Origin of the sequence: Microbispora sp. H10949 (assembly GCF_014161435.1) — a bacterium.
GTDB classification, from domain to species: Bacteria; Actinomycetota; Actinomycetes; order Streptosporangiales; family Streptosporangiaceae; genus Microbispora; species Microbispora triticiradicis.
Window position 1 is genome coordinate 150,065 of record NZ_JABBWZ010000001.1, and the last position, 25,837, is coordinate 175,901.

The 25,837-nt window shown below is 72.1% G+C and carries 26 protein-coding genes; 13 read left to right on the forward strand and 13 right to left on the reverse strand.

From position 1 onward, the window contains the following. Positions 1 to 28: 28 nt before the first annotated feature. Both HHX40_RS00680 and HHX40_RS00685 read right to left on the reverse strand, forming a co-directional pair. The gene (locus tag HHX40_RS00680) at positions 29 to 1,861 is read right to left on the reverse strand and encodes an ABC transporter ATP-binding protein (protein ID WP_182879037.1); all 1,833 of its coding nucleotides are present in this window, start codon (positions 1,859 to 1,861) and stop codon (positions 29 to 31) included. Between the two features lie 73 nt (positions 1,862 to 1,934). Then, the gene (locus HHX40_RS00685) at positions 1,935 to 3,713 is read right to left on the reverse strand and encodes an ABC transporter ATP-binding protein (RefSeq protein ID WP_182879458.1); all 1,779 of its coding nucleotides are present in this window, start codon (positions 3,711 to 3,713) and stop codon (positions 1,935 to 1,937) included. Positions 3,714 to 3,970: 257 nt separating this feature from the next. Here HHX40_RS00685 and HHX40_RS00690 point away from each other — a divergent pair, with 257 nt between their 5' ends. The 4 genes from HHX40_RS00690 (at position 3,971) to HHX40_RS00705 (ending at position 6,163) form a co-directional block, all read left to right on the forward strand. Then, complete coding sequence (locus HHX40_RS00690; protein WP_182879038.1) at positions 3,971 to 4,606, forward strand: TIGR03085 family metal-binding protein; 636 nt, start codon at positions 3,971 to 3,973, stop codon at positions 4,604 to 4,606. Between the two features lie 91 nt (positions 4,607 to 4,697). Further along, on the forward strand, positions 4,698 to 4,862 hold the full coding sequence (locus tag HHX40_RS00695; protein WP_167521588.1) for a hypothetical protein: 165 nt from the start codon (positions 4,698 to 4,700) through the stop codon (positions 4,860 to 4,862). 135 nt (positions 4,863 to 4,997) lie between these two features. Then, positions 4,998 to 5,165, forward strand: coding sequence for a hypothetical protein (locus tag HHX40_RS00700; protein ID WP_165900427.1), 168 nt, complete (start codon positions 4,998 to 5,000; stop codon positions 5,163 to 5,165). Between the two features lie 731 nt (positions 5,166 to 5,896). Next, positions 5,897 to 6,163, forward strand: coding sequence for a hypothetical protein (locus HHX40_RS00705; protein ID WP_182879039.1), 267 nt, complete (start codon positions 5,897 to 5,899; stop codon positions 6,161 to 6,163). Between the two features lie 66 nt (positions 6,164 to 6,229). Here the strand turns inward: HHX40_RS00705 and hisF are convergent, their stop codons facing one another. The 4 genes from hisF to HHX40_RS00725 all read right to left on the reverse strand — a co-directional run bounded on the left by hisF (position 6,230) and on the right by HHX40_RS00725 (position 8,605). After that, entirely contained in the window at positions 6,230 to 7,000 is a 771-nt protein-coding gene (hisF, locus tag HHX40_RS00710) for an imidazole glycerol phosphate synthase subunit HisF (protein WP_182879040.1), read from the reverse strand. A gap of 3 nt (positions 7,001 to 7,003) precedes the next feature. Further along, a complete protein-coding gene (locus tag HHX40_RS00715; RefSeq protein ID WP_111697421.1) occupies positions 7,004 to 7,405 on the reverse strand; it encodes a RidA family protein in 402 nt (133 codons plus the stop codon). Between the two features lie 107 nt (positions 7,406 to 7,512). Then, positions 7,513 to 8,238: a bifunctional 1-(5-phosphoribosyl)-5-((5-phosphoribosylamino)methylideneamino)imidazole-4-carboxamide isomerase/phosphoribosylanthranilate isomerase PriA gene (gene priA, locus HHX40_RS00720; RefSeq protein ID WP_111697420.1), complete on the reverse strand. Its 726-nt coding sequence runs from the start codon at positions 8,236 to 8,238 to the stop codon at positions 7,513 to 7,515. A gap of 4 nt (positions 8,239 to 8,242) precedes the next feature. Further along, complete coding sequence (locus tag HHX40_RS00725) at positions 8,243 to 8,605, reverse strand: hypothetical protein (protein ID WP_111697419.1); 363 nt, start codon at positions 8,603 to 8,605, stop codon at positions 8,243 to 8,245. Between the two features lie 154 nt (positions 8,606 to 8,759). On the opposite strand from HHX40_RS00725, the gene HHX40_RS00730 reads away from it, so the two are divergent. After that, a complete protein-coding gene (locus HHX40_RS00730) occupies positions 8,760 to 8,921 on the forward strand; it encodes a hypothetical protein (RefSeq protein ID WP_182879041.1) in 162 nt (53 codons plus the stop codon). Here HHX40_RS00730 and hisH read toward each other — a convergent pair. The 5 genes from hisH to hisD are packed head-to-tail and all read right to left on the reverse strand — an operon-like array spanning position 8,908 to position 12,671. Next, entirely contained in the window at positions 8,908 to 9,540 is a 633-nt protein-coding gene (hisH, locus tag HHX40_RS00735; RefSeq protein ID WP_182877123.1) for an imidazole glycerol phosphate synthase subunit HisH, read from the reverse strand. The genes HHX40_RS00730 and hisH overlap by 14 nt on opposite strands. Beyond that, positions 9,537 to 9,689, reverse strand: coding sequence for a hypothetical protein (locus HHX40_RS00740; RefSeq protein WP_165900426.1), 153 nt, complete (start codon positions 9,687 to 9,689; stop codon positions 9,537 to 9,539). The genes hisH and HHX40_RS00740 overlap by 4 nt, the downstream gene beginning before the upstream one ends. Then, on the reverse strand, positions 9,689 to 10,294 hold the full coding sequence (hisB, locus tag HHX40_RS00745; RefSeq protein ID WP_182877122.1) for an imidazoleglycerol-phosphate dehydratase HisB: 606 nt from the start codon (positions 10,292 to 10,294) through the stop codon (positions 9,689 to 9,691). The genes HHX40_RS00740 and hisB overlap by 1 nt, the downstream gene beginning before the upstream one ends. Further along, the gene (locus HHX40_RS00750; RefSeq protein WP_182879042.1) at positions 10,291 to 11,367 is read right to left on the reverse strand and encodes a histidinol-phosphate transaminase; all 1,077 of its coding nucleotides are present in this window, start codon (positions 11,365 to 11,367) and stop codon (positions 10,291 to 10,293) included. Before HHX40_RS00750 ends, hisB begins: the two co-directional genes overlap by 4 nt. Beyond that, positions 11,364 to 12,671 (reverse strand): histidinol dehydrogenase, encoded by a 1,308-nt coding sequence (hisD, locus tag HHX40_RS00755; protein ID WP_182879043.1) that lies wholly within the window; start codon positions 12,669 to 12,671, stop codon positions 11,364 to 11,366. The genes HHX40_RS00750 and hisD overlap by 4 nt, the downstream gene beginning before the upstream one ends. Before the next feature lie 202 nt (positions 12,672 to 12,873). On the opposite strand from hisD, the gene HHX40_RS00760 reads away from it, so the two are divergent. From HHX40_RS00760 to HHX40_RS00780, 5 genes are all read left to right on the forward strand, one after another. After that, positions 12,874 to 13,638, forward strand: a complete 765-nt coding sequence (locus HHX40_RS00760; protein ID WP_182879044.1) for a DeoR/GlpR family DNA-binding transcription regulator — start codon at positions 12,874 to 12,876, stop codon at positions 13,636 to 13,638. 104 nt (positions 13,639 to 13,742) lie between these two features. Beyond that, the gene (locus tag HHX40_RS00765) at positions 13,743 to 14,429 is read left to right on the forward strand and encodes a maltokinase N-terminal cap-like domain-containing protein (RefSeq protein WP_182879045.1); all 687 of its coding nucleotides are present in this window, start codon (positions 13,743 to 13,745) and stop codon (positions 14,427 to 14,429) included. 566 nt (positions 14,430 to 14,995) lie between these two features. Further along, positions 14,996 to 16,930 carry an HNH endonuclease signature motif containing protein gene (locus HHX40_RS00770; protein ID WP_182879046.1) on the forward strand — a complete coding sequence of 645 codons (1,935 nt, stop codon included), beginning with the start codon at positions 14,996 to 14,998 and terminating at the stop codon, positions 16,928 to 16,930. Positions 16,931 to 17,274: 344 nt separating this feature from the next. Further along, positions 17,275 to 17,772 carry a Cys-tRNA(Pro) deacylase gene (gene ybaK / locus HHX40_RS00775; RefSeq protein WP_111697411.1) on the forward strand — a complete coding sequence of 166 codons (498 nt, stop codon included), beginning with the start codon at positions 17,275 to 17,277 and terminating at the stop codon, positions 17,770 to 17,772. Positions 17,773 to 17,845: 73 nt separating this feature from the next. Then, a complete protein-coding gene (locus tag HHX40_RS00780) occupies positions 17,846 to 19,285 on the forward strand; it encodes an amidase (RefSeq protein ID WP_310737884.1) in 1,440 nt (479 codons plus the stop codon). A 78-nt stretch (positions 19,286 to 19,363) separates the two neighbouring features. Here the strand turns inward: HHX40_RS00780 and HHX40_RS00785 are convergent, their stop codons facing one another. Both HHX40_RS00785 and HHX40_RS00790 read right to left on the reverse strand, forming a co-directional pair. Then, the gene (locus tag HHX40_RS00785) at positions 19,364 to 20,332 is read right to left on the reverse strand and encodes an ArsR/SmtB family transcription factor (RefSeq protein ID WP_182879047.1); all 969 of its coding nucleotides are present in this window, start codon (positions 20,330 to 20,332) and stop codon (positions 19,364 to 19,366) included. Between the two features lie 307 nt (positions 20,333 to 20,639). Then, a complete protein-coding gene (locus HHX40_RS00790) occupies positions 20,640 to 21,128 on the reverse strand; it encodes a hypothetical protein (RefSeq protein ID WP_182879048.1) in 489 nt (162 codons plus the stop codon). A 98-nt stretch (positions 21,129 to 21,226) separates the two neighbouring features. Here HHX40_RS00790 and murA point away from each other — a divergent pair, with 98 nt between their 5' ends. The 3 genes from murA to HHX40_RS00805 all read left to right on the forward strand — a co-directional run bounded on the left by murA (position 21,227) and on the right by HHX40_RS00805 (position 25,835). After that, positions 21,227 to 22,531 (forward strand): UDP-N-acetylglucosamine 1-carboxyvinyltransferase, encoded by a 1,305-nt coding sequence (gene murA, locus HHX40_RS00795; protein WP_111697408.1) that lies wholly within the window; start codon positions 21,227 to 21,229, stop codon positions 22,529 to 22,531. A 52-nt stretch (positions 22,532 to 22,583) separates the two neighbouring features. After that, positions 22,584 to 25,253, forward strand: a complete 2,670-nt coding sequence (locus HHX40_RS00800; protein WP_310737885.1) for a transglycosylase domain-containing protein — start codon at positions 22,584 to 22,586, stop codon at positions 25,251 to 25,253. Between the two features lie 141 nt (positions 25,254 to 25,394). After that, positions 25,395 to 25,835 carry a hypothetical protein gene (locus HHX40_RS00805; RefSeq protein WP_182879049.1) on the forward strand — a complete coding sequence of 147 codons (441 nt, stop codon included), beginning with the start codon at positions 25,395 to 25,397 and terminating at the stop codon, positions 25,833 to 25,835. Positions 25,836 to 25,837 lie beyond the last annotated feature (2 nt).

Here is a 25,837-nt window from a genome sequence, read left to right on the forward strand (position 1 = left end):
CCCGCCGCCGCTCCCGGCAACGCCCGGTTCACTTCACGGTGGTGGCGGTGGTCCACGACGCGTAGAGGTCCGCGTACACGCCGGGCTGGGCGGCGAGCACGGCGTGGGGGCCGCGCTGGACGATCCGGCCGTGCTCGAACACCAGGATCTCGTCGGCCGCCTCGGCGGTGGACAGGCGGTGGGCGATCGAGACCGCCGTACGGCCCCGGGTCACCCCGTCGAGCGCCCGGGCGAGCCGCACCTCGGTGGCGGGGTCCACGGCGGAGGTGGCCTCGTCGAGCAGCAGCAGGTCGGGATCGGCGAGGTAGGCCCGGGCCAGCGCGACCAGCTGCCGCTCACCGGCCGACAGCGACTCGCCGCGCTGCCCGACGGGGGTGTCCAGACCGGCCGGGAGGCCGTCGAGCCAGTCGGCCAGGCCGAGCTCGGTCAGCGCCCGCGTGATCTCCTCGTCGGTGGCGGAGGGACGCCCGAACCGGATGTTGCCGGCGAGGGTCGAGTCGAACAGGAAGCCGTCCTGCGGGACCATGACGATCCGCTCCCTCAGGGAGCCGAAGCCGACCTCCCGCAGGTCGACCCCGTCCACCGTGATCCTGCCGGAGGTCGGGTCCATCAGCCGGGTGAGGAGCTTGGCGAAGGTCGTCTTGCCCGAACCGGTCTCCCCCACCACCGCGACCCGCGTGCGCGGGGCGATCTCGGCCGACACCTCGTGCAGGACGGGCGGCCCGCCCGGGTAGGCGAAGCCGACCCCCTCGAAGCGGACCGTGATCGGGCCGCGCGGCAGCGTCGCGCCGTTCTCCGGGTCGGCCACGTCGGCCGGGGTGTCGAGCACGCCGAGGATGCGGCGCCAGCCCGCGATCGCGTTCTGCGCCTCGTTCAGCACCTCGGTCGCGGTCTGCAGAGGGCTGACGAACAGCGTGATGAGGAACAGGAACGCGATGAGCCGGCCCGCCGTGATGGACCCGGCGACGCCCAGCTCGACCCCGGCGACGACCACCAGCGCGACGGCGGCCGAGGCGACCAGCTCGGTGGTCGGGAACGTGAAGCCGACGATCTTCTGGGCCCGGGTCTGCGCCGCGCGCATCCCGTCCACCGCCCGGTCGATCCGCTCGGCGGTGCGGTCCTCCGAGCCGTACGCGCGGATCACGCCGCTGCCGACGACCGACTCGCTGACGGCGGCGAGCACGTCGCCGGCCCGCTCGCGCACCCGGGTGTACGCCCTGGCCACCAGACGCTGGAACCTCGGCAGGGCCAGCATCACCGGCAGGAAGCAGGCCCACACCAGCAGCGTGAGCTGCCAGGAGTAGACGGCCATGAGCACGGTCGCGACCAGCAGCTGGCCGACGGACACGATGACCATCAGCCCGCCCCACTGCATGAAGGCGCTGATCTGGTCGACGTCTCCGGTGACCCGGGAGACCAGGCCGCCGCGCCGCTCGCTGTTCTGTGTGAGCACCGACAGGTCGTGCACGTGCCGGAAGCCCTTGCCGCGCAGGGTGGCCAGGCCCGACTCCGTGGAGCGGTAGAGCCGCACGTTCATCAGGTAGCCGCACACCGCGGTCAGCGCCACCGCGACCGCGCACAGGGCGACGGCGTCGCGGATGAACGGCACGTCGGGCGCGCCCTGCCCGAGGCCCCGGTCGATCACCTGCTGCACGGCGACCGGCACGACGACCTTGCCCAGCGTGGCCAGCACGGCCAGCGCCAGGGTCCCGGCGATCCCGCGGCGGAACTCCGGCGACAGCCGCAGGGCCTGCCTGAGCGTCTCCACCGCCCCGCGCTCCGCCGACCGCAGCGCGGAGGCCTCCCCGGTCTCCGCGCCCGTCTTCCCGCCGGTCTTCCCCGTGTCCGTGACGGCGGTCACCGGGCCACACTCCTCGCTGAAAGCCTCACTGAAAACCTCACCGAAAGCCTCACTGTGCGCCGTGGAAGGTTCGTCACGCCACGACCTCCTCACCGCTGTCGAGCGCGGCCCGTTCGGCCTCCTCGCGCTCGTACGCGGTGACGAGGGCGCGGTAGCCCGCGCAGCGGGCCAGCAGTTCCTCGTGCGCGCCCTGGTCGGCGACCACGCCCTGCTCCAGGTAGACGACCTCGTCGGCGAGGGCGATCGTGGCCATCCGGTAGGCGACCACGATCACCGTGGCCTCGGCGGCGCCGTCGCGCAGGCCGTACAGGATGCGCTTCTCGACCTGCGGGTCGACGCTGGAGGTGGCGTCGTCGAGGATCAGCAGCCGGGGCTCGCGCACGAGGGCGCGGGCCAGCGCGAGGCGCTGCCGCTGCCCGCCGGACAGCGTCGCGCCGCGCTCGCCGATCCGGGTGTCGAGGCCCGACGGCAGCCCGCTGACGAAGCCGTCGGCCTGCGCGAGGCGCAGCGCGGCCCAGACCCGCTCGTCCGGGACGGCCTCGCCGAGGGTGACGTTGCCGCGCACGGTGTCGTCGAACAGGAACGTCTGCTGCGGGACGAGCGCCACCGACCGGCTGACCTCCCCCCTGGCCGCGTCGCGCAGGTCGACCCCGTCGACCCGTACGACGCCCTCGCCGGGGTCGACGAGCCGCGCGAGCAACTGGGTGAGGGTCGACTTGCCGGCGCCGGTCGGGCCGACGATCGCGGTCGTGCGGCCCGGCGTGACCGTGAAGGTCACGTCCTTCAGCACCGGGCTCCCGGGGACGTACGCGAAGCCGACGCCCTCCGCGGCCAGCCGGGCCGGGCCGGGGGCGTCCAGGCGGGCCGTGCCGTGCTCCATGGAGCCGGTCGCGTCGAGGACCTCCCTGATCCGCGTCCAGCCGACGACGCTGCGCGGCAGCTCGGCCAGCACCCAGCCGAGCGCCCGGATGGGGAACGACAGGAGCGTGAACAGGTAGGCCACCTGGATGAGGTCGCCGGCCGCGACGCCGCCCGACTCCAGGCGCAGCGCGCCGACGAGCAGCACGGCCAGCACGCCGAGCGTGGGCAGCGCCTCCAGCAGCGGGTCGAACAGGCCCCGGACCCGGCCGACGGCGATGTTGGCGTCGCGCAGCGCGTCGGCCTTCGCCTGGAACCGGACGGTCTCGGCGTCCTCCCGGCCGAGGGTCTTGACGACGAGCGCGCCGTCGAAGCTCTCGTGTGCGACCTCGCTCACCTCGGCCCGCAGCGCCTGGGCCCGCATGGCCAGCGGCGACAGTCTGCGCTGGTAGACGAGGTTGAGCACGGCCACGGCGGGGAAGATCAGGAAGCCGACGACGGCGAGGACGGGGTCGACCAGCACGATCGCCACGGCGGCCGTGACGAGCATCACGACCACGCCCACCGCCATCGGCAGCGGCGCGAGCGGCGCCCAGGCCGCCTCGACGTCGGAGTTCGCGTTGGACAGCAGCTGCCCGGTCGGGTGGCGATGGTGCCACGCGAGCGGCAGCCGCAGGTACTGGCGGGTGACCGCGCGGCGGGAGTGGGCCTGCATGCGGTACTGGTGGATGCCGGCCAGGATGCGGCGGCCCATGATGCCCGCGGCCTTGAGCACCGCGACGCCCACGATCAGCGCCGCCGCGGCGACGAGCCCTCCGGTGGCGGCCTCGTGGTCCCGGAACGCCGGCAGCACGGCGTTGTCGGTCGCCCAGCCGAGCGCCCAGGACGACGCGACGGTCATCCCTCCGTAGAGGGCGCTGGCGAGGACCGCGCCGATGAAGATCCGCGGCTCCGTCCTGATCGCCACGCCGAGGACCTTGAGACCCTGGAGCATGATCGAGCTGCCGGGCCGCGCGGGAGACTCCTTCGTCGGCACGCGGTGTGCTTCCTTCCGATCGGGGATCGTCCGGGCCGCTCCCTGCGAGCGCCCCGGACGGGGACGATACCCATGCGGGCGGACCGCCGGATCGGTCCCAGGCCCCAGGCCCGCCCAAGCCATTGGTCCTAGTTACTCCCTATCATCCTGATCAAGCGGTTTATTCCGGGTGCTCCGCTTCGGGGCGGGCCGGGCGCCGGCCGTAGGCTGATCACGTGACTCACGCCCAGACGGAGCGCGCGGCGCTCTGCGACCTGCTCGACGACCTCGGCCCCGGCGCGCCCACGCTGTGCGAGGGCTGGGCCACCGAGGACCTGACGGCCCATCTCGTCCTCCGCGAGCGCCGCCTCGACGCGGCCCCCGGCATCGCGCTGCCGCTCCTGGCGGGCTACACCGCCGCCGTGCAGGAGCGCCTCACGCGGCGTCACTCCTACCCCGAGCTGGTCGGGCTCGTGCGGAGCGGCCCGCCGCGCTGGACGCCGTACGGCCTGGTGTCCCGGCTGGACGAGATCGTCAACACCGTCGAGCTGTTCGTCCACCACGAGGACGTACGCCGGGCGCAGCCCGGATGGGAGCCCCGTGAGCTCCCCGAGGACCTCCAGGAGGCGTTCTGGCGGCGGCTGCGGGGCGGCGCCCGCTTCTTCATGCGCGGGGCGCCCGTGGGCGTCGTGCTCCGGCGTACGGACGGGGCGAGGACCGCGGGACGCATGGCCGAGCCCGCCGTCGTGGTCACCGGCGAGCCGGCCGAGCTGCTGCTGTTCGCCTTCGGCCGGCAGGAGCACGCCCGGGTGACCTACCAAGGGGACGACCAGGCGGTCGCCCGGCTGCGGCAGGCGAGATTCGGCCTGTGATCAGGGCATGGTGGGAACTGCCCGGAATTCCCACGTAAACATCTTGATATGGGGCAGCATGTGATCCAGACATGAGTGTTTGGGAGCCCCGATGAACCTCAAAAAGGTCCTGACCTATGTGGCCGTCGCGTTTGTGATCTTCTACTTGTTCACCCAGCCCGCGAACGCCGCCGCCGCGGTCAGGAACCTGTTCGGGGGGATCACGACGGGTGCGGAGCGGCTTTCGGCCTTCTTCACCTCGCTCGTGTCAGGCTGACCGCCGGGGCCCGGAGGCGGGCCCGCCTCCGTCTCACGATGAGAGCGGAACGGGCTCGTGTCCTCGCGGCTAGTTATGATCATTCCTGCCGCCGGGTACAAACGTCCGGGAAACCGACAGCAGGAGGCCCCCCCGATGAAGTTGAAGAAGGTTCTTACGTACGCGGCCATCGCGTTCGTAGTTTTCTACCTCTACAACCAGCCGCACGCGGCGGCGGGCGCCGTCCGCGGCGTGTTCGACACGGTCAACACCGGGGCCAGCCGGCTCGCCACCTTCTTCACCTCGGTCCTACCCCGGTCCTGACCCCGCTCTGACCTCGTCCTGACCCGGTCCTGAGCCGACCGTCGCGGCGTCCCCGCCGCGAGATCCCTCAAGGGCCGTGAAGGAACCCGTTCCGGCACGGCCACACTCTCCCGACAGGGCCGACGCCAGGGCGACCAAAGGGCCGACGCAGGGCTAGCACAGGGGCCGACACAGGGGCCGACACAGGGCTCACAGGGCCGGCAGGGCAACCGCCCTCGCTCCGCCGGCCTCTCCTCACCCGTCTCCGCGCCCTGCTCGTTCGACCCGTCCCTCCAGCCCATCCCTTCGGCGCGCCACCCTCCGCGTCGGACACGCCACCCTCCGCGATCACTGATGCGGCCCTTCTCGCGGCTCCTCCGGCGTTCGTCGAGTGGGGTCCGGCCACCGGTCCCCTACCTTTACCCCTACGGGCCGCTCTCACACCGGTCTCCGCAGAAGCCGCCGTACGGCGGCCGCGGGCACGGCGCGAGCGACCGGAACGGCCAGGACCGTTACGACCCGGCCGCGCCCGCGTCTCGCCTCGGCAAATCACGATCTTTCCGCACCAAGGCGGGAAAAGGGCGCTAAATCCCTTATGCCTGATTCGTCCGCATATTGCCCTGTTTGCTGCTGAATGCCTGGACGACAATAGCGCGCCCGGTGACCATTGGAGATGCCGATCCGGATCGCCGTACCCGCGCCAGTTCAGCAGAAGGAGCTCAGCAGGACGAGCCAGCAGGACAGGAGGCAGTATGCCCGCCATGCGATTCCCGAGCCCGCTCGGTCTCGCGGTCCTCGCCGCCATCGGTCTGTCGGCCGTGCAACCGGCGCCCAGAGCGTTCGCCGACACGGTCGTCCCTGTCGGCCACACCGGTTCCGCCTACCACCACCAGGTGTCCGGGCAGGGCTGTGACGGCCCCTACCAGGCGCAGTGGCAGTACCAGTCGCAGGCGTCGTCCTCGCTCGGCACCGGTCCCGCGGCCTTCCCCACGGCCATCGTGGAGATCGACGACGACTGACCGGTGCGTGATCATCGGGGACGTGCGGGGCAGGCCGGGCGGTGAGGGCCCGGCCTGCCGGCACGTTCAGCGGACCGGGTGACCGGCCGCCCGCAACGTGTCCTTGACCTCGTGGATCTTGAGCTGGCCGAAGTGGAAGACCGAGGCGGCCAGCACGGCGTCCGCTCCGGCGTCCACCGCGGGCGGGAAGTCCTCCAGCCGCCCGGCGCCGCCGGAGGCGATCAGGGGGATGCCCACCGCGGCCCGTACGGCCCGCAGCAGCTCCAGGTCGTAGCCCGTCTTGGTGCCGTCGCCGTCCATCGAGTTGAGCAGGATCTCCCCGACCCCCAGCTCCTCACCGCGCCTGGCCCACTCGACCGCGTCCATGCCGGTCCCCCGGCGCCCGCCGTGGGTGGTCACCTCGAACCCCGAGGGCGTGGGCGGGCCGTCGACCACCCGGCGCGCGTCCACCGACAGCACGATGCACTGGGACCCGAACCGGCGGGAGGTCTCCGTCAGCAGTTCGGGCCGGGCGATCGCGGCGGTGTTGACGCTGACCTTGTCGGCGCCCGCGCGCAGCAGCCGGTCGACGTCGTCGGCCGACCGCATGCCGCCGCCGACGGTCAGCGGGATGAAGACCTGCTCGGCCGTACGGCGAACCACGTCGAGCATGGTCTCCCGCTCACCGGAGGACGCCGTGATGTCGAGGAAGGTCAGCTCGTCGGCGCCCTCGGCGTCGTACCGCGCGGCCAGTTCGACCGGGTCGCCGGCGTCCCTGAGGTTCTCGAAGTTGACCCCCTTCACGACCCGTCCGGCGTCGACGTCCAGGCAGGGGATGATGCGCACCGCTACCGTCATCGCTCAGCCCCCGCCGCCGCTTGCCGCCCGGTACGCCTCGACCTCGACCTCGACCAGCATGCGCCGGTCGACGAGGCCGGCGATCTGCACGCTCGTGCAGGCGGGCCGCACGTCGCCGAAGATCTCCCCGTGCGCCTTGCCCACGGCGTCGAAGTCGTCGGCGTTCACGACGAACATGCGGGTGCGCACCACGTCGGCCCGCGTCGTGCCGGCCTTCTCGACGGCGTCCAGCGCGATCGAGAAGGCGGTGAGCGTCTGCCGGTAGGCGTCGCCCACGTGCTGCACCTCCCCGCCGACGGTGGCGGTGCAGCCGGACACGAGCACGTGCGGCCCGGCGACGACCGCGCGGGCGTAGCCGTACCGGTCCTCCCAGGGACCGCCGGAGGAGATCCGGCCCTCGGGCATCTGTGCCGAGGGCGTCTGTGCCGATGCCTGTGCCGGTGCCTGCGCCTGTGCAGGTGCCGATGTCTGTGCGGGCGTCTGTGCCGGTGTCTGTGCGGGCGTCGGGGTGCTCATCCGGCCGTCACCGCCGCGAGCGCCTCCTGCAGCGTGAACGCCTGGGCGTACAGCGCCTTGCCCACGATCGCGCCCTCGACGCCCTCAGGCACGAGCGTCGCGATGGCCCGCAGGTCGTCGAGCGACGACACGCCGCCGCTGGCGACGACCGGGCGGTCGGTCCGCGCGCAGACCTGGCGCAGCAGGTCGAGGTTGGGACCGCGCAGCGTGCCGTCCTTGGTCACGTCGGTGACGACGTAGCGGGGGCAGCCTTCGGACTCCAGCCGGTCGAGGACCTCCCACAGGTCGCCGCCCTCCTTCGTCCAGCCGCGGGCGGCCAGCGTGGTGCCGCGCACGTCGAGCCCCACCGCGATGCGGTCGCCGTACTCGGCGATCGCCTTGGCGCACCACGCCGGGTCCTCCAGCGCGGCGGTGCCGATGTTGACCCGGCGGCAGCCGGTGGCCAGCGCGGCCTCCAGCGTGGCGTCGTCGCGGATCCCGCCGGACAGCTCGACCTGCACGTCGAGCCTGCCCACGACGGAGGCCAGCAGCTCGCGGTTGCTTCCCCGCCCGAACGCCGCGTCGAGGTCGACCAGGTGGATCCACTCCGCGCCGGCCTCCTGCCAGGCGAGGGCGGCGGCGAGCGGGTCCCCGTACGAGGTCTCCGTCCCCGCCTCACCCTGCACGAGGCGTACGGCCTGGCCGTCGGCGACGTCGACGGCTGGGAGCAATACGAGCGACATTTGGTCATGACCTCCGGTCGAAAACGATGGTGACGAGCACCGGGAGCAGCAGGATCGAGCCGAGGAAGACGCCCAGCCGGGCCATCCACGACTCGAACAGGATCCAGGCGAGCGCCTGGACGAGGAACCACAGCGTGACCGCGACCCCGTTCTCCGTGCGGCGGCGGCGGGCGAGATACCCCCGCTGCCGGGCGACCCGCACCGGTCGGGCGGGCCGCGGGAGCACCGCGGTCCGGATGGGCCCGACGAGCCTGTCACGCAGCTCGCGCCGCCTGGCGGCCCTCGCCTCGCGTTCGGCGCGGGCCGCCGCGAGGCGCTCGCGCTCGGCCTCGCGTTCCGCCCTCCGGCGGGCCCGCTCCTTGCTCATCGAGCCTCCCGCTCAGGTCTTCCGGTCACGCCCTGGTCCTGGTTCACGCTCTGGTCAGGCTTGGTCACAGCCGCGGTCAGGGCTCTGGTCACGGTTATAGCCGGGCCCGGCCGCGCCCATGTCCGTTTCCATGTCCGTTTCCAGGTCGGAGCCCATGTTTCTGCCCGCGTCCCTGGCCGTGTTCCTGGGCGTGTCCCTGGCCGTGTTCCTGGGCGTGTTCCTCGCCGTGTTCTTCTCCGTGTCGCGCGCCGCCGCTCCCCAGTGTCGCACCGCCGTGCCGGGATTCCGCGGGCCGCGCACGCTCACAGCGTGTTGAGCCAGTTGGACAGCAGCCGGGCGCCCGCGTCCCCGGACTTCTCCGGGTGGAACTGGGTCGCCATGAGCGGCCCGTTCTCGACGGCGGCCACGAACGGCACGCCGTGCTCGGCCCAGGTGACCAGCGGTTCGCGGAAGCCGTCGCCCGTCTGGAGCAGCCACTTCCGCACCCCGTAGGAGTGCACGAAGTAGAAGCGGGTCGCCTCGTCCAGCCCCTGGAACAGCGCGCTGCCCTCCGGGGCGGTCACGGTGTTCCAGCCCATGTGGGGCAGCACGGGCGCGTCGAGCCGCTCGACCGTGCCCGGCCACTCGCCGCAGCCCTCCGTGTGGACGCCGTGCTCGACGCCCTTGCCGAACAGGATCTGCATGCCGACGCAGATGCCGAGCACCGGCCGGCCACCGGACAGGCGGCGCCCCACGATCTGGTCGCCGCGCACGCTCTTCAGCCCCTCCATGCAGGCGGCGAACGCCCCGACGCCGGGGACGACGAGCCCGTCCGCCTCCAGGGCCGCGTCGAAGTCGGCGGTGACCGTCACGTCTGCGCCCACCCGGGCGAGCGCCCGCTCCGCGGACCGGAGGTTGCCCGACCCGTAGTCGAGCACCACCACACGCCTGCTCATTGCCACCACATCACTCCCGCGGTCAGTGCCAGGGCCGCGCCGACGCCGGCGATCGCCGCCAGCAGCTTGATCCCCTGCCGGATGCCGGAGACGACCCCGCCGATCAGGAAGAGCGCGATGAAGATCATGCCACCGGACGCGAAGGTCATCAGAGCACGCCCTTGGTGCTGGGCACCCCGGTCGCCCTCGGGTCCCGCTCCGACGCCTCCCGCAGCGCCCGCGCGAGCGCCTTGAACTGCGCCTCCACGATGTGGTGCGCGTTGCGCCCGTACGGCACGTGCACGTGGAGGCAGACCGCCGCCTGCGCGACGAACGACTCCAGGATGTGCCGGGTCATGGTCGTGTCGTAGTCGGGCCCGATCATCGGGGCCATGCTCTCGGGCTCGGTGTGGACGAGGTACGGCCGGCCGGACAGGTCGACGGTGACCTGCGCGAGCGCCTCGTCCAGCGGGCAGGAGGCGCTGCCGAACCGCCGGATGCCCGACTTGTCGCCCAGTGCCTCGCGGAAGGCCGCGCCGAGCGCGATCGAGGTGTCCTCGATCGTGTGGTGCGCGTCGATGTGCAGGTCGCCCTCGGTCTTCACGGTGAGGTCGAACAGGCCGTGTTTGCCCAGCTGGGCGAGCATGTGGTCGTAGAACCCGACGCCGGTCGCCACGTCGACGATCCCGGTGCCGTCGAGGTCCACCTCGACCAGCACCGACGTCTCCTTCGTCGTACGCTCGACCCGGCCGCGGCGCGTGTCGATCTCGGTCATGCGAGGACCCCTTCCAGCGCGGCGCGGAACGCCGCCATCTCTTCCGGCGTGCCGACCGACACGCGCAGCCAGCCCGCGGGCCCGGTCTCCCGGATCAGCACCCCGCGCTCCAGCAGTCCCTCCCAGACGGACCGCCGATCGGGAAACCTGCCGAACAACACGAAGTTGGCGTCCGAGTCGGCGACCGTCAGGCCGCGACCCCGCAGCCAGTCCACCGCGGCGTCCCGCTCGGCGCGCAGCGCGTCCACCGTGCTCAGCAGCTCCTCGCGGTGCGCGAGCGCCACCCGGGCCGCCGCCTGGGTCAGCGTCGACAGGTGGTACGGCAGGCGGACCAGCAGCAGGGCGTCGACCACCGCCGGGTCGGCGGCGAGGTAGCCGAGCCGGGTGCCGGCCATCGCGAACGCCTTGGACATGGTCCGCGTCACGATCAGCCGGGGGTTGCCGGGCAGCAGCGTCAGCGCCGACGGCGTGCCGGTGCGGGCGAACTCGGCGTACGCCTCGTCCACGACGACCATGCCGGGCGCGGCGGCGAGCACCCGCTCGATCACCTGAAGCGGCAGGGACGTGCCGGTGGGGTTGTTCGGCGAGGTCAGGAACACCACGTCCGGGCGGTGCTCCTCGATCGCGGCCACGGCGGCGGCGGGGTCGAGCGCGAAGTCCTCCTCGCGCAGGCCCTCGATCCAGCGGGTGTTCGTGCCGCCCGCGATGATCGGGTGCATCGAGTAGGACGGCTCGAACCCGATGGCCGCGCGCCCGGGGCCGCCGAACGCCTGGAGGATCTGCTGGATGATCTCGTTGGACCCGTTGGCCGCCCACATCTGGCGTGCGGTCAGCCCGTGGCCGAGGTAGTCGGCGAGATCCTTGCGCAGCTCGACGGCGTCCCTGTCGGGGTAGCGGTTGAGCGTGGCCGCGCCCTGCCGGACGGCCCGGGCGAGATCGTCGATCAGCGCGGCGGACGGCGGATAGGGGTTCTCGTTGGTGTTGAGCTGGACCGGCACATCGAGCTGCGGCGCGCCGTACGGGTGCTTGCCGCGCAGGTCGTCGCGGATCGGCAGGTCGTCGAGGGTCGTCATGCGGGCACTTCCCAGTCGAAGCGGGCGCGGACGGCGGCGCCGTGGGCGGGCAGGTCCTCGGCGTCGGCGAGCGCGCACACGTACGGCGCGGCCCCGGCCAGCGCCTCGCGGCTGTAGTCGACGACATGGATGCCGCGCAGGAACGTCTGCACCGACAGCCCCGAGGAGTGGCAGGCGCAGCCGCCGGTCGGCAGCACGTGGTTGGACCCGGCCATGTAGTCGCCGAGCGACACCGGCGCGTACGGCCCGATGAAGATCGCGCCGGCGTTGCGCACGCGGGCGGCGACCGCGGCGGCGTCGGCGGTCTGGATCTCCAGGTGCTCGGCGGCGTAGGCGTCCACGACCTTCAGGCCGTCCTCGAGGTCCGAGACGAGCACGATGCCCGACTGGCGGCCGGCCAGCGCCTCGGTGATGCGCTCGGAGTGGCGGGTCGCGGCGACCTGGCCGGGCAGCTCCTTCTCCACCGCGTCGGCCAGCTCGGGGCTGGTGGTGACCAGGACGGCCGCCGCGATCACGTCGTGCTCGGCCTGACTGATCAGGTCGGCGGCGACGTGTGCGGGGTCGGCGGTCTCGTCGGCGAGGATCGCGATCTCGGTCGGGCCGGCCTCGGAGTCGATGCCGATGCGGCCCTTGAGCAGGCGCTTGGCCGCCGCCACCCAGATGTTGCCCGGGCCGGTCACCATCGTGGCCGGGCGGCACTCCTCGGTGCCGTAGGCGAACATCGCCACGGCCTGGGCGCCGCCCACCGCGTACACCTCGTCGACGCCGAGCAGCGCGCAGGCGGCGAGGATCGTGGGGTGCGGCAGCCCGCCGAACTCCTTCTGCGCGGGCGAGGCCACGGCCAGCGAGGCGACCCCCGCCTCCTGGGCCGGGACGACGTTCATGACCACGCTGGACGGATAGACGGCCCGGCCGCCGGGGACGTACAACCCCACGCGGTCGACCGGCACCCAGCGCTCGGTGACCGTGCCGCCCGGCACGACCTGCGTGGTCGTGTCGGTGCGCCGCTGGTCGCGGTGGACCAGGCGGGCGCGGCGGATCGACTCCTCCAGCGCGGCGCGCACGGCCGGGTCCAGCTCCGCGAGCGCGCGGGTGATCGCCTCGGCGGGCACCCGGGCGGACTCGATGTCGACGCCGTCGAACCGCGCGGTCAGCTCCCGTACGGCCGCCGCGCCGCGATGGCGGACCTCCTCGCAGATGGGCCGCACCTTCTCCAGGGCGGCCTCGACGTCGAGTTCGGCTCGCGGCAGCACGTCGCGCAGGTCGCCGGGCAGGGACCCGCGCAGGTCGATACGGGAAATCACCGTCCCAGTCTACGGACGACCAGGGGCGCATCCGCGTGTGTCCAGCATTCGGGACGGGCGTTTCATCGCCACCCGCACCCCTCCCTAGCTGGGGCGTCGTGCCGCTCACCCGCGTTCGGGCCCGGCGGTTGACAGGTTTTCGGGCACCGATCCACACTCTCGGGCGACATCGGTCATGTTCGGTCGGTCGAAAGAGGGTCTCGTGCTTCCCGCCCAGCGCCACCAGCGGATCATCGAAAGCCTCGGGCGGAAAGGGACCGTACGCACCGAGGACCTGGCCGCGCTGCTCGGCGTGTCCCACGAGACCGTACGGCGCGACCTGGCGGTCCTGGAGCGCCGCGCGCTGTTGGTCCGCGTGCACGGCGGGGCGACCTCGGCGGCGTCGGGCACCGGCGAGGAGCTGTCCTACCTGGAGCGCTCGACGAGCCAGTCCGAGGCGAAGGCCGTGATCGGCGGGCTCGCGGCGGGGCTGCTGCGGCCGAGACAGACGGTGATCATCGACGTGGGGACCACGGCGGTCCACGTCGCACGGGCCGTCCCCCCGTCCTTCCGCGGGGTGGTCGCCACCTGCTCGCTGCTGGTGGCGGCCGAGCTCGCCGGCCGTCCCGGCGTCGAGGTGCTCGTGGCCGGCGGGCGCGTCCGGCAGGGCGACCTGGCCGTCTCCAACGCCCGAACACTGGAGTTCTTCGAGGACCTGCGCGCCGACGTCGCCTTCCTCGGCTCGGGCGGGGTGGACGCGCAGGCCGGGCTCACCGACTACTTCCTGGACGAGGTCGCGACCAAGCGCGTGATCCTCGCCCGCACCGCGCGGACCTACGTGCTCGCCGACACGGAGAAGCACGGCAGGGTCGCCGCCTACCGGGTGTGCGGCCTGGACGGCCCGTCCGGTCTCGTCACCGACGCGGAGCCCCCGCCCGCCCTCGCATCCGCCCTGGCCAGGGCGGGTACGGAGGTGATCCACCCCTGAGCTCTCGTGTCACCGGCGCCTGTGAGATCCTGGCCACCACCGGCTCGCGGCACCGGCGGCGGGGGACGGCATGGTGGCGAGATCGCGACGGAGGGCTTCGAGCTATGGCTGTCATCCACAAGACCATGCTGACACCCGGCAAGCTGGAGCTCCTTACCGCGTGGCTTCCCGCCCGGTCCTGGTACGAAGGCGGGGAGCGCCGTCCGGAACTCGCCAGGGCCGGCGGCTTCCGGCTGGACGATCCGCAGGGTGAGGTCGGCATCGAGTTCATGGTCGTCACCGACGAGTCCGGTGACGAGCCGGTCTCCTATCTCGTGCCGCTCAGCTACCGGGGGGCGCCGCTCGACGGAGCGGACCACGCCCTCATCGGTACGACGGAGCACGGGGTGCTGGGGTCTCGGTGGGTCTACGACGGCGCCCATGACCCGGTCCTCGTCGCACAACTGCTGGCGCTCCTCCTGGGCGAGGCCGAGCCGCAGGCCCAGAGCGTGAGCAACACCCCCGACCCCTCCGTCGTCAGCGACTTCACGGGACCGGCGATCACCGGCCCGATCATGTCGACGACCGCGACCGACGGTCCGCGATGCACCGACATCGTCGTACGGGCCGGCTCGGGGGAAGACCCGCAGCGGGACCAGGACGGACGGCTGGTGATCCGGGTGAACCGCGTGCTGCGGCCCGGCGAAGAGGACGCGACGGGGGCTCAGGGACACGTGACGGCGGGCTGGCGCCTCCCGGATGGCACCGAGACCCGGGCAGTGTTCGCCGTCGTCCCGGACGCGGCGCCCTGACAGCGCAGATACGGCGCCTAGGCACGGCGCCTTAACAACGCTCAGACGCGGCGACCCGGCGCGGCGCTGTGACAGCACTCTGCCGCGGCCCGCGCCCCGACCACACCGCCTCTGCCGCACCCCTCCCTGCGCCTGGGCCTGCGGCGCCCGGCCGGACGGCACCGAGGCCTGACACGTTTGCGCCGCCGTTCAGAACACGGCGCCCTGCCACGGCCCGCGCCCTAACCACACCGCCTCCGCCGCGCCCTTGCCGCACCCTGCCCTGCGCCTGCCGCGCCCGGACGGACGGCACCGAGGCCTGCCCACCCCTATACGCCGCCTACGCCGCCGCGGCCCTCCCCATCCCACCCGCGCGGCCGGCATCGTGCGTTTCACCTTCTCTGGTGTGCCGCCGCAGGCACGGCACGGCACGGGACAGAAGTGGACGAATTTGGAAAATACCACTGGAAATCAATTTCTCGACGGCAATCTGTAACTCCAACAATTCAATGGTCGAGGCTGTTCTCGCCAGCAGGAGGCATGGGAGAATTCATACAGGGTTTCGAATAAGAAGATGAGGAGGTGCCATGGGCCTGTTCGGCTTTGATCCTGGCGACCTTCATCGTTCGAATAAATGCGATGATGCCGAACACGACGCGACCAGCGGCGGGACGGCCGTTCCTGGCGCTGACCACGGATACACCAGCAACGCGCCCGGGGACAACGGACCCAGCGACGGTGAATTCGATGGCGCTGGATCTGATGACACCAGGGCTTCGGCGGATGCCGACGCCGGTGGTCGTGCCAGCGGCCGGGGACGGTCGTCCTGGGCGCTGGTGGCATCGTTGCGAGAGACGGCGCAGGCGTTGGCGTTGATGCCGGCGCCGGATGCGGCGGAGATTTGCATGGCCGAAGCCGAGGACCTGCTGTTCGCCCGCGACCGGATCACAAGTGCGCTGGCCGAGCGTGTCGGCCGCGTACATCGGACGGGAGAGGCCAAGCAACATGGGCACGCCTCGACGCGCACCTGGTTGCGCACCGTCGGCGGAATGAGCACGCCCGGAGCGAGTCGTTTGCTGACTCTCAGCGAGGAACTGCCCCGGCTGCCTGATGTGGCGCGGCGGTTCGCCACAGGCGAGATGGCGGCTGGGGTGGCGGAGGCCGTCTGCGCTGCGACGGCCGGGCTGTCGGACGAGGATGCCGCGCTGGCTGAGCCGATTCTGGTGGAGCTGGCCAAAAAGGCAACCGCCGCAGAGGTATCCAAGGCAGGACGGTACCTGCGGGCCGTGCTGGATCCCGACGGGGAAGAACAGGACGAGCAAGCCGACTACCAGCGGCGTTTCATGACGGTACGTCCGACCAAGAACGGCGGAGTGGAAGGACAGTTCTATCTTCCTCGCGAGGCGGCCGCGCGCCTGATGGCGTTGCTGCAGACATACGGCAAGCCCAGAGCCGAGAGCGATGACCGGCCGCGACGGGTACGCAACGCGGACGCGTTCATCGCGCTCCTCGGGCAGAAGGTCGCCGCCGAACTGCTCGTGATGGTCAGAGCCGAATCCCTTCCCACCGATGGCCCCGTGCCCGCCGAGGGCTCTGTTTCCGCCGAGGGCCCTGTTTCCGCCGAAGAGCCGGTCCCCCACGACGGCCCCGTTCCCGGCGAGGAGCCGATCCCCGCGAAGAAAGCCGAACCTGACTGCTCCCGGTACAGAGGCCCGGACAGCACCGCTACAGCCGACGACGATCTTGCTGACCAGGTTTCGGGTGGCAGCTCCCAATCCGACCACGGCCATGACGCCTGCCGCCCCTGCCCTCGTGGGCCCTCTGGTGGGCCGTCTGGTGGGCGCGGAGATGAGCATGGAGATGAGCACGGCAACACGCGGCACGCAGGCGAAGCAGCCGCAGAGACGCTGCCGGGAGCTGTGCCAGGGCCGAACTCGGAGCAGTCGAAAGAAGCTCCCGGAGCGTCCCACCGCGTAGGAGGGACACCAGGCGAGCCGGGAGAAACACCAGGCGGACCTGGCGAGATACCAGGTGAACCGGAGGGACCACCGAACGAACCGGAGGGAGGGCCCGGCACACCGACGGCTCTGGCGTGGGCGCTGCTCGGAACCGCGCCCGGGTTGTTGCTGGCGACCGGGCAGATGCTGCCCATTTCCAGCGTGCACCGTCTGGCCCGCACCAGCACCCTGGTCCGGATCGTCATGGACGCGGACGGGCAGGTGCTGGACATGGGGCGGAAGGTTCGCCTCGCCACGACCGCACAACGCCGGGCGGTCTTCGCCCGGTACGCGACCTGCTGGGTCGACGGCTGCCCGCTGCCCGCCACGATGTGCGAGATCGACCACGCCGACAACTGGAGCAGCGGAGGGCTGACCGACCTGAAGCTGCTGGGACCGGCCTGCCAGTTCCACAATCGTGACCGTTACCGCCGTCCCGGCCGCTACCTGCGGCGGAAGGTCGGCGAAGACCGCTGGGGCTTCACCTACCTTGGCCGCTTCGCCTCCTTCCGGCAACGCGAGTGAGCCCGCTGGTACGGCCGACCCTGGCCAACCCATGCCCTGCCCCCGACCGGTGCCAGGGAATACCGGCGCGGGCAACTTCGGCACGGACAGCCGGGGATGGGCAGGCGGGGCATGGCCAGAGGGGCACGGGCAGACGGGGCACGGGCAGGCACGGCGCGCGGGGTCGGCACAGACGGGATCCACATAGACGGGATCGGCACAGACGGGGCGGGCGACCGCGGGGACGGGCGACCGCGGGGACGAGGGACCGCGGGGACGAGGGACCGCGGGGACGAGGGACAGCAGGAGCGAGGGACGACAGGGACGGCGGAGACGGCGGGAGCGACGCCGTTAGGCTTGCGGTCGTGAGCAAGACCAAGAGCAAGGGCGGCCAGAGCACTCCGGCGACGGTCGCTCTCACGCAGGCGAAGGCGGAGTTCACCCTCCACCCCTACGACCACGACCCGAACGCGCAGGCGTACGGCGAGGAGGCGGCCGACGCGCTCGGAGTGCCGTACGAGCGGATCTTCAAGACGCTGGTGGCGGAGACCGAGGCGGGTCTGGCGGTCGCGGTCGTGCCGGTGGCGGGCAAGCTCGACCTCAAGGCGTTCGCGGCGGCGCTCAAGGGCAAGCGGGCGGCCATGGCCGACGCGGCCAAAGTCGAGCGGATCACCGGCTACGTCGTCGGGGGCATCAGCCCGCTCGGCCAGCGCAAGCGGCTGCCCACCGTGGTGGACGAGTCGGCGCTCGGCTTCGAGACCGTCTACTTCTCCGCGGGGCGGCGTGGCCTGCAGATCGAGACCGCGCCGGAGAACCTCGTCCGGCTCGCGCAGGCGGTGACCGCCCCCATCGCCAGGGTGTGAACCTGTCGACTGTTGCCATCGCCGGTACGGCTCGCCCCCTCGACACTGGCGATAGCCGAGGAACGGGGGAAACGTGAGCGAACACGGCGGACATGTCAGCCACCACGACGGCGGGCCGGCGGACCTGACGGCGACGGAGATGGCCGCGCTGCTTAGAGCGCGGGAGGTCAGCGCCGTCGAGCTGACGCAGGCGTGCCTGCGGCGGATCGAGGAGACGAATCCGCAGGTCAATGCCATCGTGACGTTGACCGCTGAGCGGGCGCTCGACCAGGCGGCACGGGCCGACGAGGACCTCGCACGCGGCCTGGTGCGCGGGCCGCTGCACGGCATCCCGGTCGCGCACAAGGACCTCGCCGACACCGCGGGCGTGCGGACCACGTACGGCTCGCGGGCGTTCGCCGATCACGTTCCCGTCGAGGACGATCCGCTGGTGCGGCGCATCCGCGAGGCGGGCGGGATCGCGCTCGGCAAGACGAACACCCCCGAGTTCGGCACCGGGTCGCACACGGTCAACGAGGTCTTCGGCGCGACCCGCAACCCCTACGACCTGTCGAAGAGCGCGGGCGGCAGCAGCGGCGGGGCCGCGGCGGCGCTGGCCTGCCGGATGGTGCCGCTCGCCGACGGTTCGGACATGGGCGGCTCGCTGCGCAACCCCGCGTCGTTCTGCAACGTGGCGGGGCTGCGGCCGACTCCCGGCCGGGTGCCGTCGAAGTCGCCGACGGCGGCCTGGTTCGCTCTGAGCGTCGCGGGACCCATGGCCCGCACAGCAGGCGACCTGGCACTGTTCATGTCGGCCATCGCCGGGTTCGACCCGGTCTCGCCGCTTTCGATTCGTGAGGACGGGTCGGCCTTCGCGGAACCTCTGGACATGGACCTCACGTCCGTCCGGGTGGCCTTCAGTCCCGATCTGGGGGGCCTGCCGGTCGACCCGCGTACCGCGGCGGTGACGGCGCGGGCAGTGGAGGCGCTGACCGGCCTCGGCGTGAAGGTCGAACAGGTGGACCTTGACCTGTCCGACGCGGAGGAGGCGTTCCGCGTCTACCGGTCGTGGCACTACGCGCTCGCCTTCGGCGACTTCCCTGAGGTGGGCCCCAACGTGGCGTGGAACGTGGAACAGGGGCGGAAGGTCACCGGAGCCGACCTCGGGCGGGCCGAACGCCTGCGCACCCGGCTCTGGCACCGCATGCGGCGCTTCTTCGGACGGTACGACTTCCTGGTGGCGCCCGTGAGCCAGGTGCCGCCGTTCCCGATCGGGCAGCCGTACGTAACGGAGGTGGCCGGGGTGGAGATGCCCGACTACCTGGCCTGGATGCGCTCCTGCTACTGGATCAGCGTGCTGCATGCGCCCGCCATGTCGGTGCCCTGTGGTTTCACATCTGACGGGCTCCCCGTCGGCCTGCAGATCGTCGGCCGGCCATGGGCCGACATGGACGTCCTGCGCCTCGGGCACGCGTTCGAGCAGGCGACCGGCTTCTGGCGGACGGCTCCCCGGCTGCCTGAGCCGACAGGGTGACCGCCGAACAGGTGACACTGTGAACAGGTGACACTGTGAACAGGTAACGCAGTGCGTGGGAGATCCGGCCGGTGCGGCTCAGCCGGCGGCCGCGTCGCCCCGCAGGAGGGCCGCTCCCAACGGGGTCAGCGCGTGCAGGACGGCTCCGCCGGACCGGGTCGTGGCGACCAGCCCGGCGTTGCGCAGGACCGTGGCGTGCTGGCTGGCGGAGGCGAGCGACACCCCCACCCGCTCCGCCAGGGCGGTCGTCGTCGCCGGATCGCGCAGCGCGGCCAGAACCGCCGCCCGGGTACGCCCGAGCAGCGGGCCGAGAGCATCGGCGAAGCCGGCCCTGTAGTCCTGGCACAGCGGGTAGACCAGCACGGTGGGCTGGTCGGGACGCCAGGTCAGCAGGACCTTCGGAGCGAAGTACGAGGGGACCAGCAGCAGCCCGCGGCCGCACAGCGGGACGTGATAGTCGAGCGACGAGGGAATCTCCAGCACGGGAGGCCGCCAGTGCCACCCGGGGCTGATCGTGGCGAGCAGCGCGTCGATGCCGCCGCGAAGCAGGGTCTCGGCGCGCAGGGAGCGGTCCGCGGTGACACCGGCCTGGACCAGCGGCCACATGGGAGCCAGCGACGAGCCGAAGTAGTTGTGCAGGTCGGCGGCGAGCGTCCGCCGCGCCGCGGCGTCCCCGGAGGCCAGCTCCCGCAGCCAGCGGCTCGGCCGCGGAGACGCGGGCAGCTCGCTGATGTCGGCGGCGAGCAGGTTCGCCGGCACCTGGCCGACGAGTTCGACGCCGGTGGCGAAGTCACGCGCCTCCGGCTGGAGCAGGAAATCCGGGAGGAAGCCGTCGGGCGGGACCACCTCCAGGAGCACCCCCGCCCGCGCCGCCAGGCTGCCGTTCACCACGTGGCGCAGCCGCCGCAGACCGGGGCTCGACCGTGTCCCGGCGCCCGGCCCGGTACGCAACCGGCGCACGCTGAGGGCCGTTTCCAGCACCGCGTCAGGAGCGGCGGCCACGGTGATCTGGCGCAGGTCGGCGTCGGTGAACTCCAGTTTCAGCATGACACTGATCACGATACTGCCGTTGAATCCGCCGGTTGCGAGCCTCTGCGGCCCGGCCCCTTTCAGGCAGGCCTGAAACCGGTTGTGGTGCAGGTCCGGCGCACGACAGGCTTGTGCCGGAGGGCGGTCGCGACCCCCTGACTCCGGTCCGGCACGGGTAACGGAGGCACCCGTGCCGGACCGGCTCCTCACCGCACGAAAGACCGAAGCGAAAGAGCAGGGCGAGAGAGCAGGGCGAGAGAGCAGGGCGAGAGAGCAGGGCGAGAGAGCGGGTCCGCCGGTGTGAAGCCGTCCGGTGCCGGTGGCGTCAGGCTTCGCGCTGACGGTAGCTCACGGCGAACTCGACGACCCAGAAGACCGCGGTGGACAGCAGGGGCCAGGCGAACAGCACGCCGTACGCCGTGACTCCCAGGGACGTCGTGGTGGTGAAGCCGCCGGGTCCCGCCGCCTGGACGGTTCCCTTCGCGGACGTGCCGACCATCAGGGCGACGTACCCGGCGAGCAGGCCGCCGGCGGCGAGCCCGACGAGCACCTCGACCGGCGGGTGGCGGCGCGACAGCACGTACCCCACGATGCCGGAGGCCAGGCCGAACGCGCCGGTGACCACGGCGAACCAGCCGTCGGCCTCGATGAGCGACTGCGTCTCCGGGTCGAGGGGCTGCCGTGTCCCCTCGATGAGCACGTAACGCGTGCCGGGGGCGAGCACCGACCACACGTACCCCGCGACGACACCCAGGAGGGCCAGCACCAGGACGGTCACCACGACTGTCGCCAGATTGCCCCTCACATGCCGCACCGTCCCGATAGTACTCACATAGCGATCGAATTCGGTCCCGTACTCTTGCAGCACCGAGTGCGGGGGACGCACGGCACGGTCTGGGCGAAGGAGGCCGAGTGAGCGAAGAGGTATGGCAGATCGACCCGTCGGGCCCGCTGCGGGGCGACGTGGAGGTCCGGGGATCGAAGAACGCGGTCTCCAAGCACATGGTGGCGGCGATGCTCGGGACCGGTCCGAGCACCCTGCAGAACGCGCCGGAGGTCGGCGAGGTGGGGCTGACCGCCGCCATGCTCGAAGCCCTCGGCATCCATGTGGACATCACCCCCGGTGAGATCACCATCGAGCGGGGCAGCGACATACGGCCGCGGGTCCCGGAGGAGTACACCGGCCTCAACCGCATCCCGATCCTGATGCTCGGCCCGCTGCTGCACCTGGCGGGCGAGGCGTTCGTGCCGCTTGTCGGCGGCGATCCGATCGGCAGGCGGCCGGTGAACTTCCACGTCGAGGCGCTGCGGTCGATGGGTGCGGAGATCGAGGTCGGCGACAACGGCATCTCGGCCAAGGCGGCGCGGCTGCGCGGCAGCCGCATCTCGCTCCCCTATCCCAGCGTGGGCGCGACCGAGACGATCCTCATGACCGCCGTCCTCGCCGAGGGCAAGACCGTCATCAAGGGCGCCGCCATGGAGCCCGAGGTGGTCGAACTCGCGCTGTTCCTCCAGCGCATGGGCGCGATGATCGAGCTCAGCCCCGACCGGCGCATCGTCATCGAGGGCGTCGAGCGCCTGCACGGCGCCTCCACCTGGCTGGCCGGCGACCGCATCGAGGCGTTCTCGTACCTCGTGGCGGGGCTGGTGACGGGCGGCGAGGTGCGGGTGCACGGCTGTCACCAGGACCGGCTGGTCACGGCCATCACGACGCTCGCCCGGATGGGCGCGCGGTTCGAGATAACCGACGACTGGCTGTGCGCGTCCGCCCCGGACGGCCTGCGCGCGGCGGCGGTGCAGACCGACACCCATCCCGGTTTCATGACGGACTGGCAGACCCCGCTCATGGTGCTGTTCACCCGCGCCGAGGGCATGTCGGTGCTGCACGAGACGGTCTTCGAGAACCGGCTGGTGTACGTGCCCGCGCTGCAGAAGATGGGGTGCGAGATCGAGGTGTTCGCCCAGTGCCTCGGCGGACCGGCCTGCCGTTACCACGACACCAACGCCAAGCACTCGGCGGTCGTGCGGGGCATCTCCAGCCTGCGCGGGGCCGACGTCACGCTCCCCGACATCCGCGCCGGGTTCTCCGCGGTGCTGGCCGCCGCCGTCGCCGAGGGCACCTCGACCCTGCGCGGCGTCAACCACATCGAACGCGGATACCACAGGCCGTTCGAACAGTTCACCTCCCTCGGGTTGAAGATCAACAGGCTGACGTAAAGCTTTCCGCCTCCCGGGTTTGGGGAAACGCCGGAGGTCGCACTGATATCCCGTGACCTCTCGTCTCCTCGGCCACGTCAGTCTCGGCCGCGCCGTCCTCTCGCTGAGCCTGTGCGGCGCGGCCGGGGGCGGACTGGTCGCCGGGCTGGTCATGCCCTTCGTGGGCGGGGCCGGTCTGGCGGCCAAGCGTGCCGCGTCCGCGTTCATCGAGCTGCCCGCGCCGCTGCGTGAGGAGCCGCTGCCCGAGATGACGCGGCTGCTCGACCGCGACGGCCGGCAGATCGCGCAGTTCTACTACCAGAACCGGCAGTCGGTGCCGCTGAGCATGGTCGCCCCGGTCATGCGGCAGGCCATCGTGGCCATCGAGGACTCCCGGTTCTACGAGCACGGCGGCCTGGACCTCAAGGGCACGCTGCGGGCTCTCGTCACCAACACCCAGGCGGGCGGCATCCGGCAGGGCGGCTCGTCCATCAGCCAGCAGCTCGTCAAGAACATCATGCTCAACCAGGCCGAGACGGAGCAGGAGCGGGCGCAGGCCCTCGTACGCACCTTCCGCCGCAAACTGGACGAGCTGCGGTACGCGCTGGCGCTGGAACGCAAGTACACCAAGGACCAGATCCTGGAGCGCTACCTCAACATCGCGTACTTCGGCGCGGGCGCCTTCGGGGTCCAGGCGGCGGCCCGGCGGTTCTTCGGGGTCGACGCCGCCGACCTCACGCTGACGCAGGCGGCGACGCTGGCCGGCGCCGTGCGCACGCCGTACGACACTGACCCCTCCCTGGGCGACGACCACAGAGACCGGCTGCGCGCCCGGCGCGACCTCGTCCTGAGCCGGATGGCCGAGCTCGGGCTGGTCGGCCGGGACCGGGCCCGCGACGCGGCGGCCACGCCGCTGGCGCTGCACCTGCGTCCCGAGCCCGGCGGCTGCGCGGGCAGCGCCTACCCCTTCTTCTGCGTGTACGTCGAGCGGGAGGTGCTGACGAACCCGGCGTTCGGCTACACCAGGGCCGACCGGGAACGACGCCTCCAGCGGGGCGGCCTCACGATCTGGACGACCATCGACCCGGCCGCGCAGCGGGCCGCGGACCGGGCCGTCACCGCGCGGGTCAGCCCACGCGACAACCAGGTGGCGTCGGAGACGATGATCGAGCCGGGCACCGGGCGCATCCGCGCCATGGCGGTGAGCAAGCGGTACGGGCGCAACCCGCACGACCGCGACCTCGGGCGCAACACCACCTACAACCTCGCGGCCGACGTCGCGCACGGCGGCGGGCTCGGCCTCCAGGCGGGTTCGACGTTCAAGGTGTTCACGCTGGCCACCGCGCTGAAGCAGGGGATGCGGTTCGGTGACGGCTTCACCATCCCCGGCTCGTACGTCCCCTCGTACGGCTACCGCGACTGCTCGGGCAGGGCGGTGAACGACCCCCGCACGGTCATCCACAACGCCGGTGGCGAGGGCGGCGGCGGGCCGTACAGCCTGGAGATGGGCACCTGGCAGTCGGTCAACATCTTCTACATGCGACTGGAGCGCGAGGTGGGGCTGTGCGACGTGGTCACGACGGCCCGATCGCTCGGCATCCGGCGGGCGGACGGCACGCCGCTCCGCGAGGTGCCGACCTTCACGCTGGGCGCCAACGAGATGGACCCCACGACCGTGGCGGCGGCGTACGCGGCGCTGGCCGCCCGTGGCCTCTACTGCAGGCCGATGGCCATCGCGGCGGTCGTGGAGCACGACGGCACCCGGACCGAGGTGCCGCCCGCCTGCGTGACCGCGCTGGAGCCGGCCGTCGCCGACGCGGTGAGCCATGTGCTCACGGGGGTGTTCAGCAAGGGCACGATGCGCGGCCAGTCCATCGGCCGCCCGGCCGCGGGCAAGACGGGCACGAACAACGGCTACACCTCGGCCTGGTTCGCGGGCTACACGCCCGGCCTGGCCGCCGCCGTCAGCGTCGGCGACATCCGCGGCTCCTACCGCTACCCGCTCACCGGCGTCACCATCGGCGGCCGGTACTACGGCGCCGTGCAGGGCGCCTCGCTGCCCGGCCCGATCTGGGTGGACTCCATGCGCGCCGCCCTGCGGGGCACCCCGGCGTACGACTTCACCCCGCCGGACATGTCCCGGTTCGGCGGCGGCTTCACGCCGGGTCTGAAGGAGGCGCTGGAGAAGCAACGCAAGAAGCAGAAGGAGAAAAAGAAGCGGGAGGCCGAACACCGGCGGCACGACGACGACGCGGCGTCCCAAGCGGGCGGTACGGCCTCCGGCGGCGCGGGGAGCCGGGCGACCCCCGCGCCCGTAAACGGCGGCCACCCTCTCGCCGCCGGACCCGGAAGGCTCCCCTTCGCCGCCGGAGGCGGCCGGATTCCCTTGGCCGCGGGAGGAGGCCGGGCCGTCCCCGCCGTCACCACGATGCGCTTCCCGACGGCCGGCCACGATTTCTCCCACACCTTCGCCTGGGTCTTCGGCCCTGACGTCGCCCGGACCTTCGCCCGCGTTCTGGGCCACAACCCGCCGGTCGCCTCCGTGGCCCGTACGCCCGGCCGCACGGGTTCGCGCGGCGCACCGGCGGCCACCGGCAGGACGAGTGGCAGTGCGGAAGCCAGGACGGGAGCCAGGCGGGACGGCAGGAGGGACGGCAGAGCGCGGGGCAGGACGAGTGGCAGGGCGAGTGGCGCCCGCCTCCACGCCGCGTCTCCGCGAAGCGTCCGGCGAAGCAGGCACTGAACGCTCAGTGGCACCCATGAAGCACGCACGAAGCAGCCACGAAGCAACCACCACGGCAGCCACCACAGCAACCACCACAGCAGGCGGCGGAAAGCCGACGAGCCATCGACCCGAACGCTCCGGCCCGACGATGATGGAAGCATGCGCGGACGTGTTCTCACATGGGCCGGCGGGATCGCCGCGCTCGTCGCCGGTGCGGCGCTCGCCGTGTACCTCTCCTCGGTCGGCCTGGACGACGCCGACAAACTCGCGAGCGTGATCGGGCTCTTCGTCGGTCTCGTCAGCCTGGCCGTCGGAGTCTGGGGGCTGCTGCTGACCCGCCGGGAGCATGCGCGCACCCCGGCGAGCGGCAAGGGGGCTCCGGGGAACGACGCCGCGAACAGAGCTGCCGCCGCAACCGGGACCCGCACTGGGACCGGCACCGAGACAGGCACCGAGACAGGCACAGTGAGCAGCGGAGTTCACAACGAGATCAGTGGCGGCACGTTCCACGGCCCGGTCGTCCAAGGGCACACGATCACCGGACCGGCCGTCTCCGGTCCAGGCCCGGCCGCTCCCCGCGAGCGCGAGCGAAAGGACTGAAC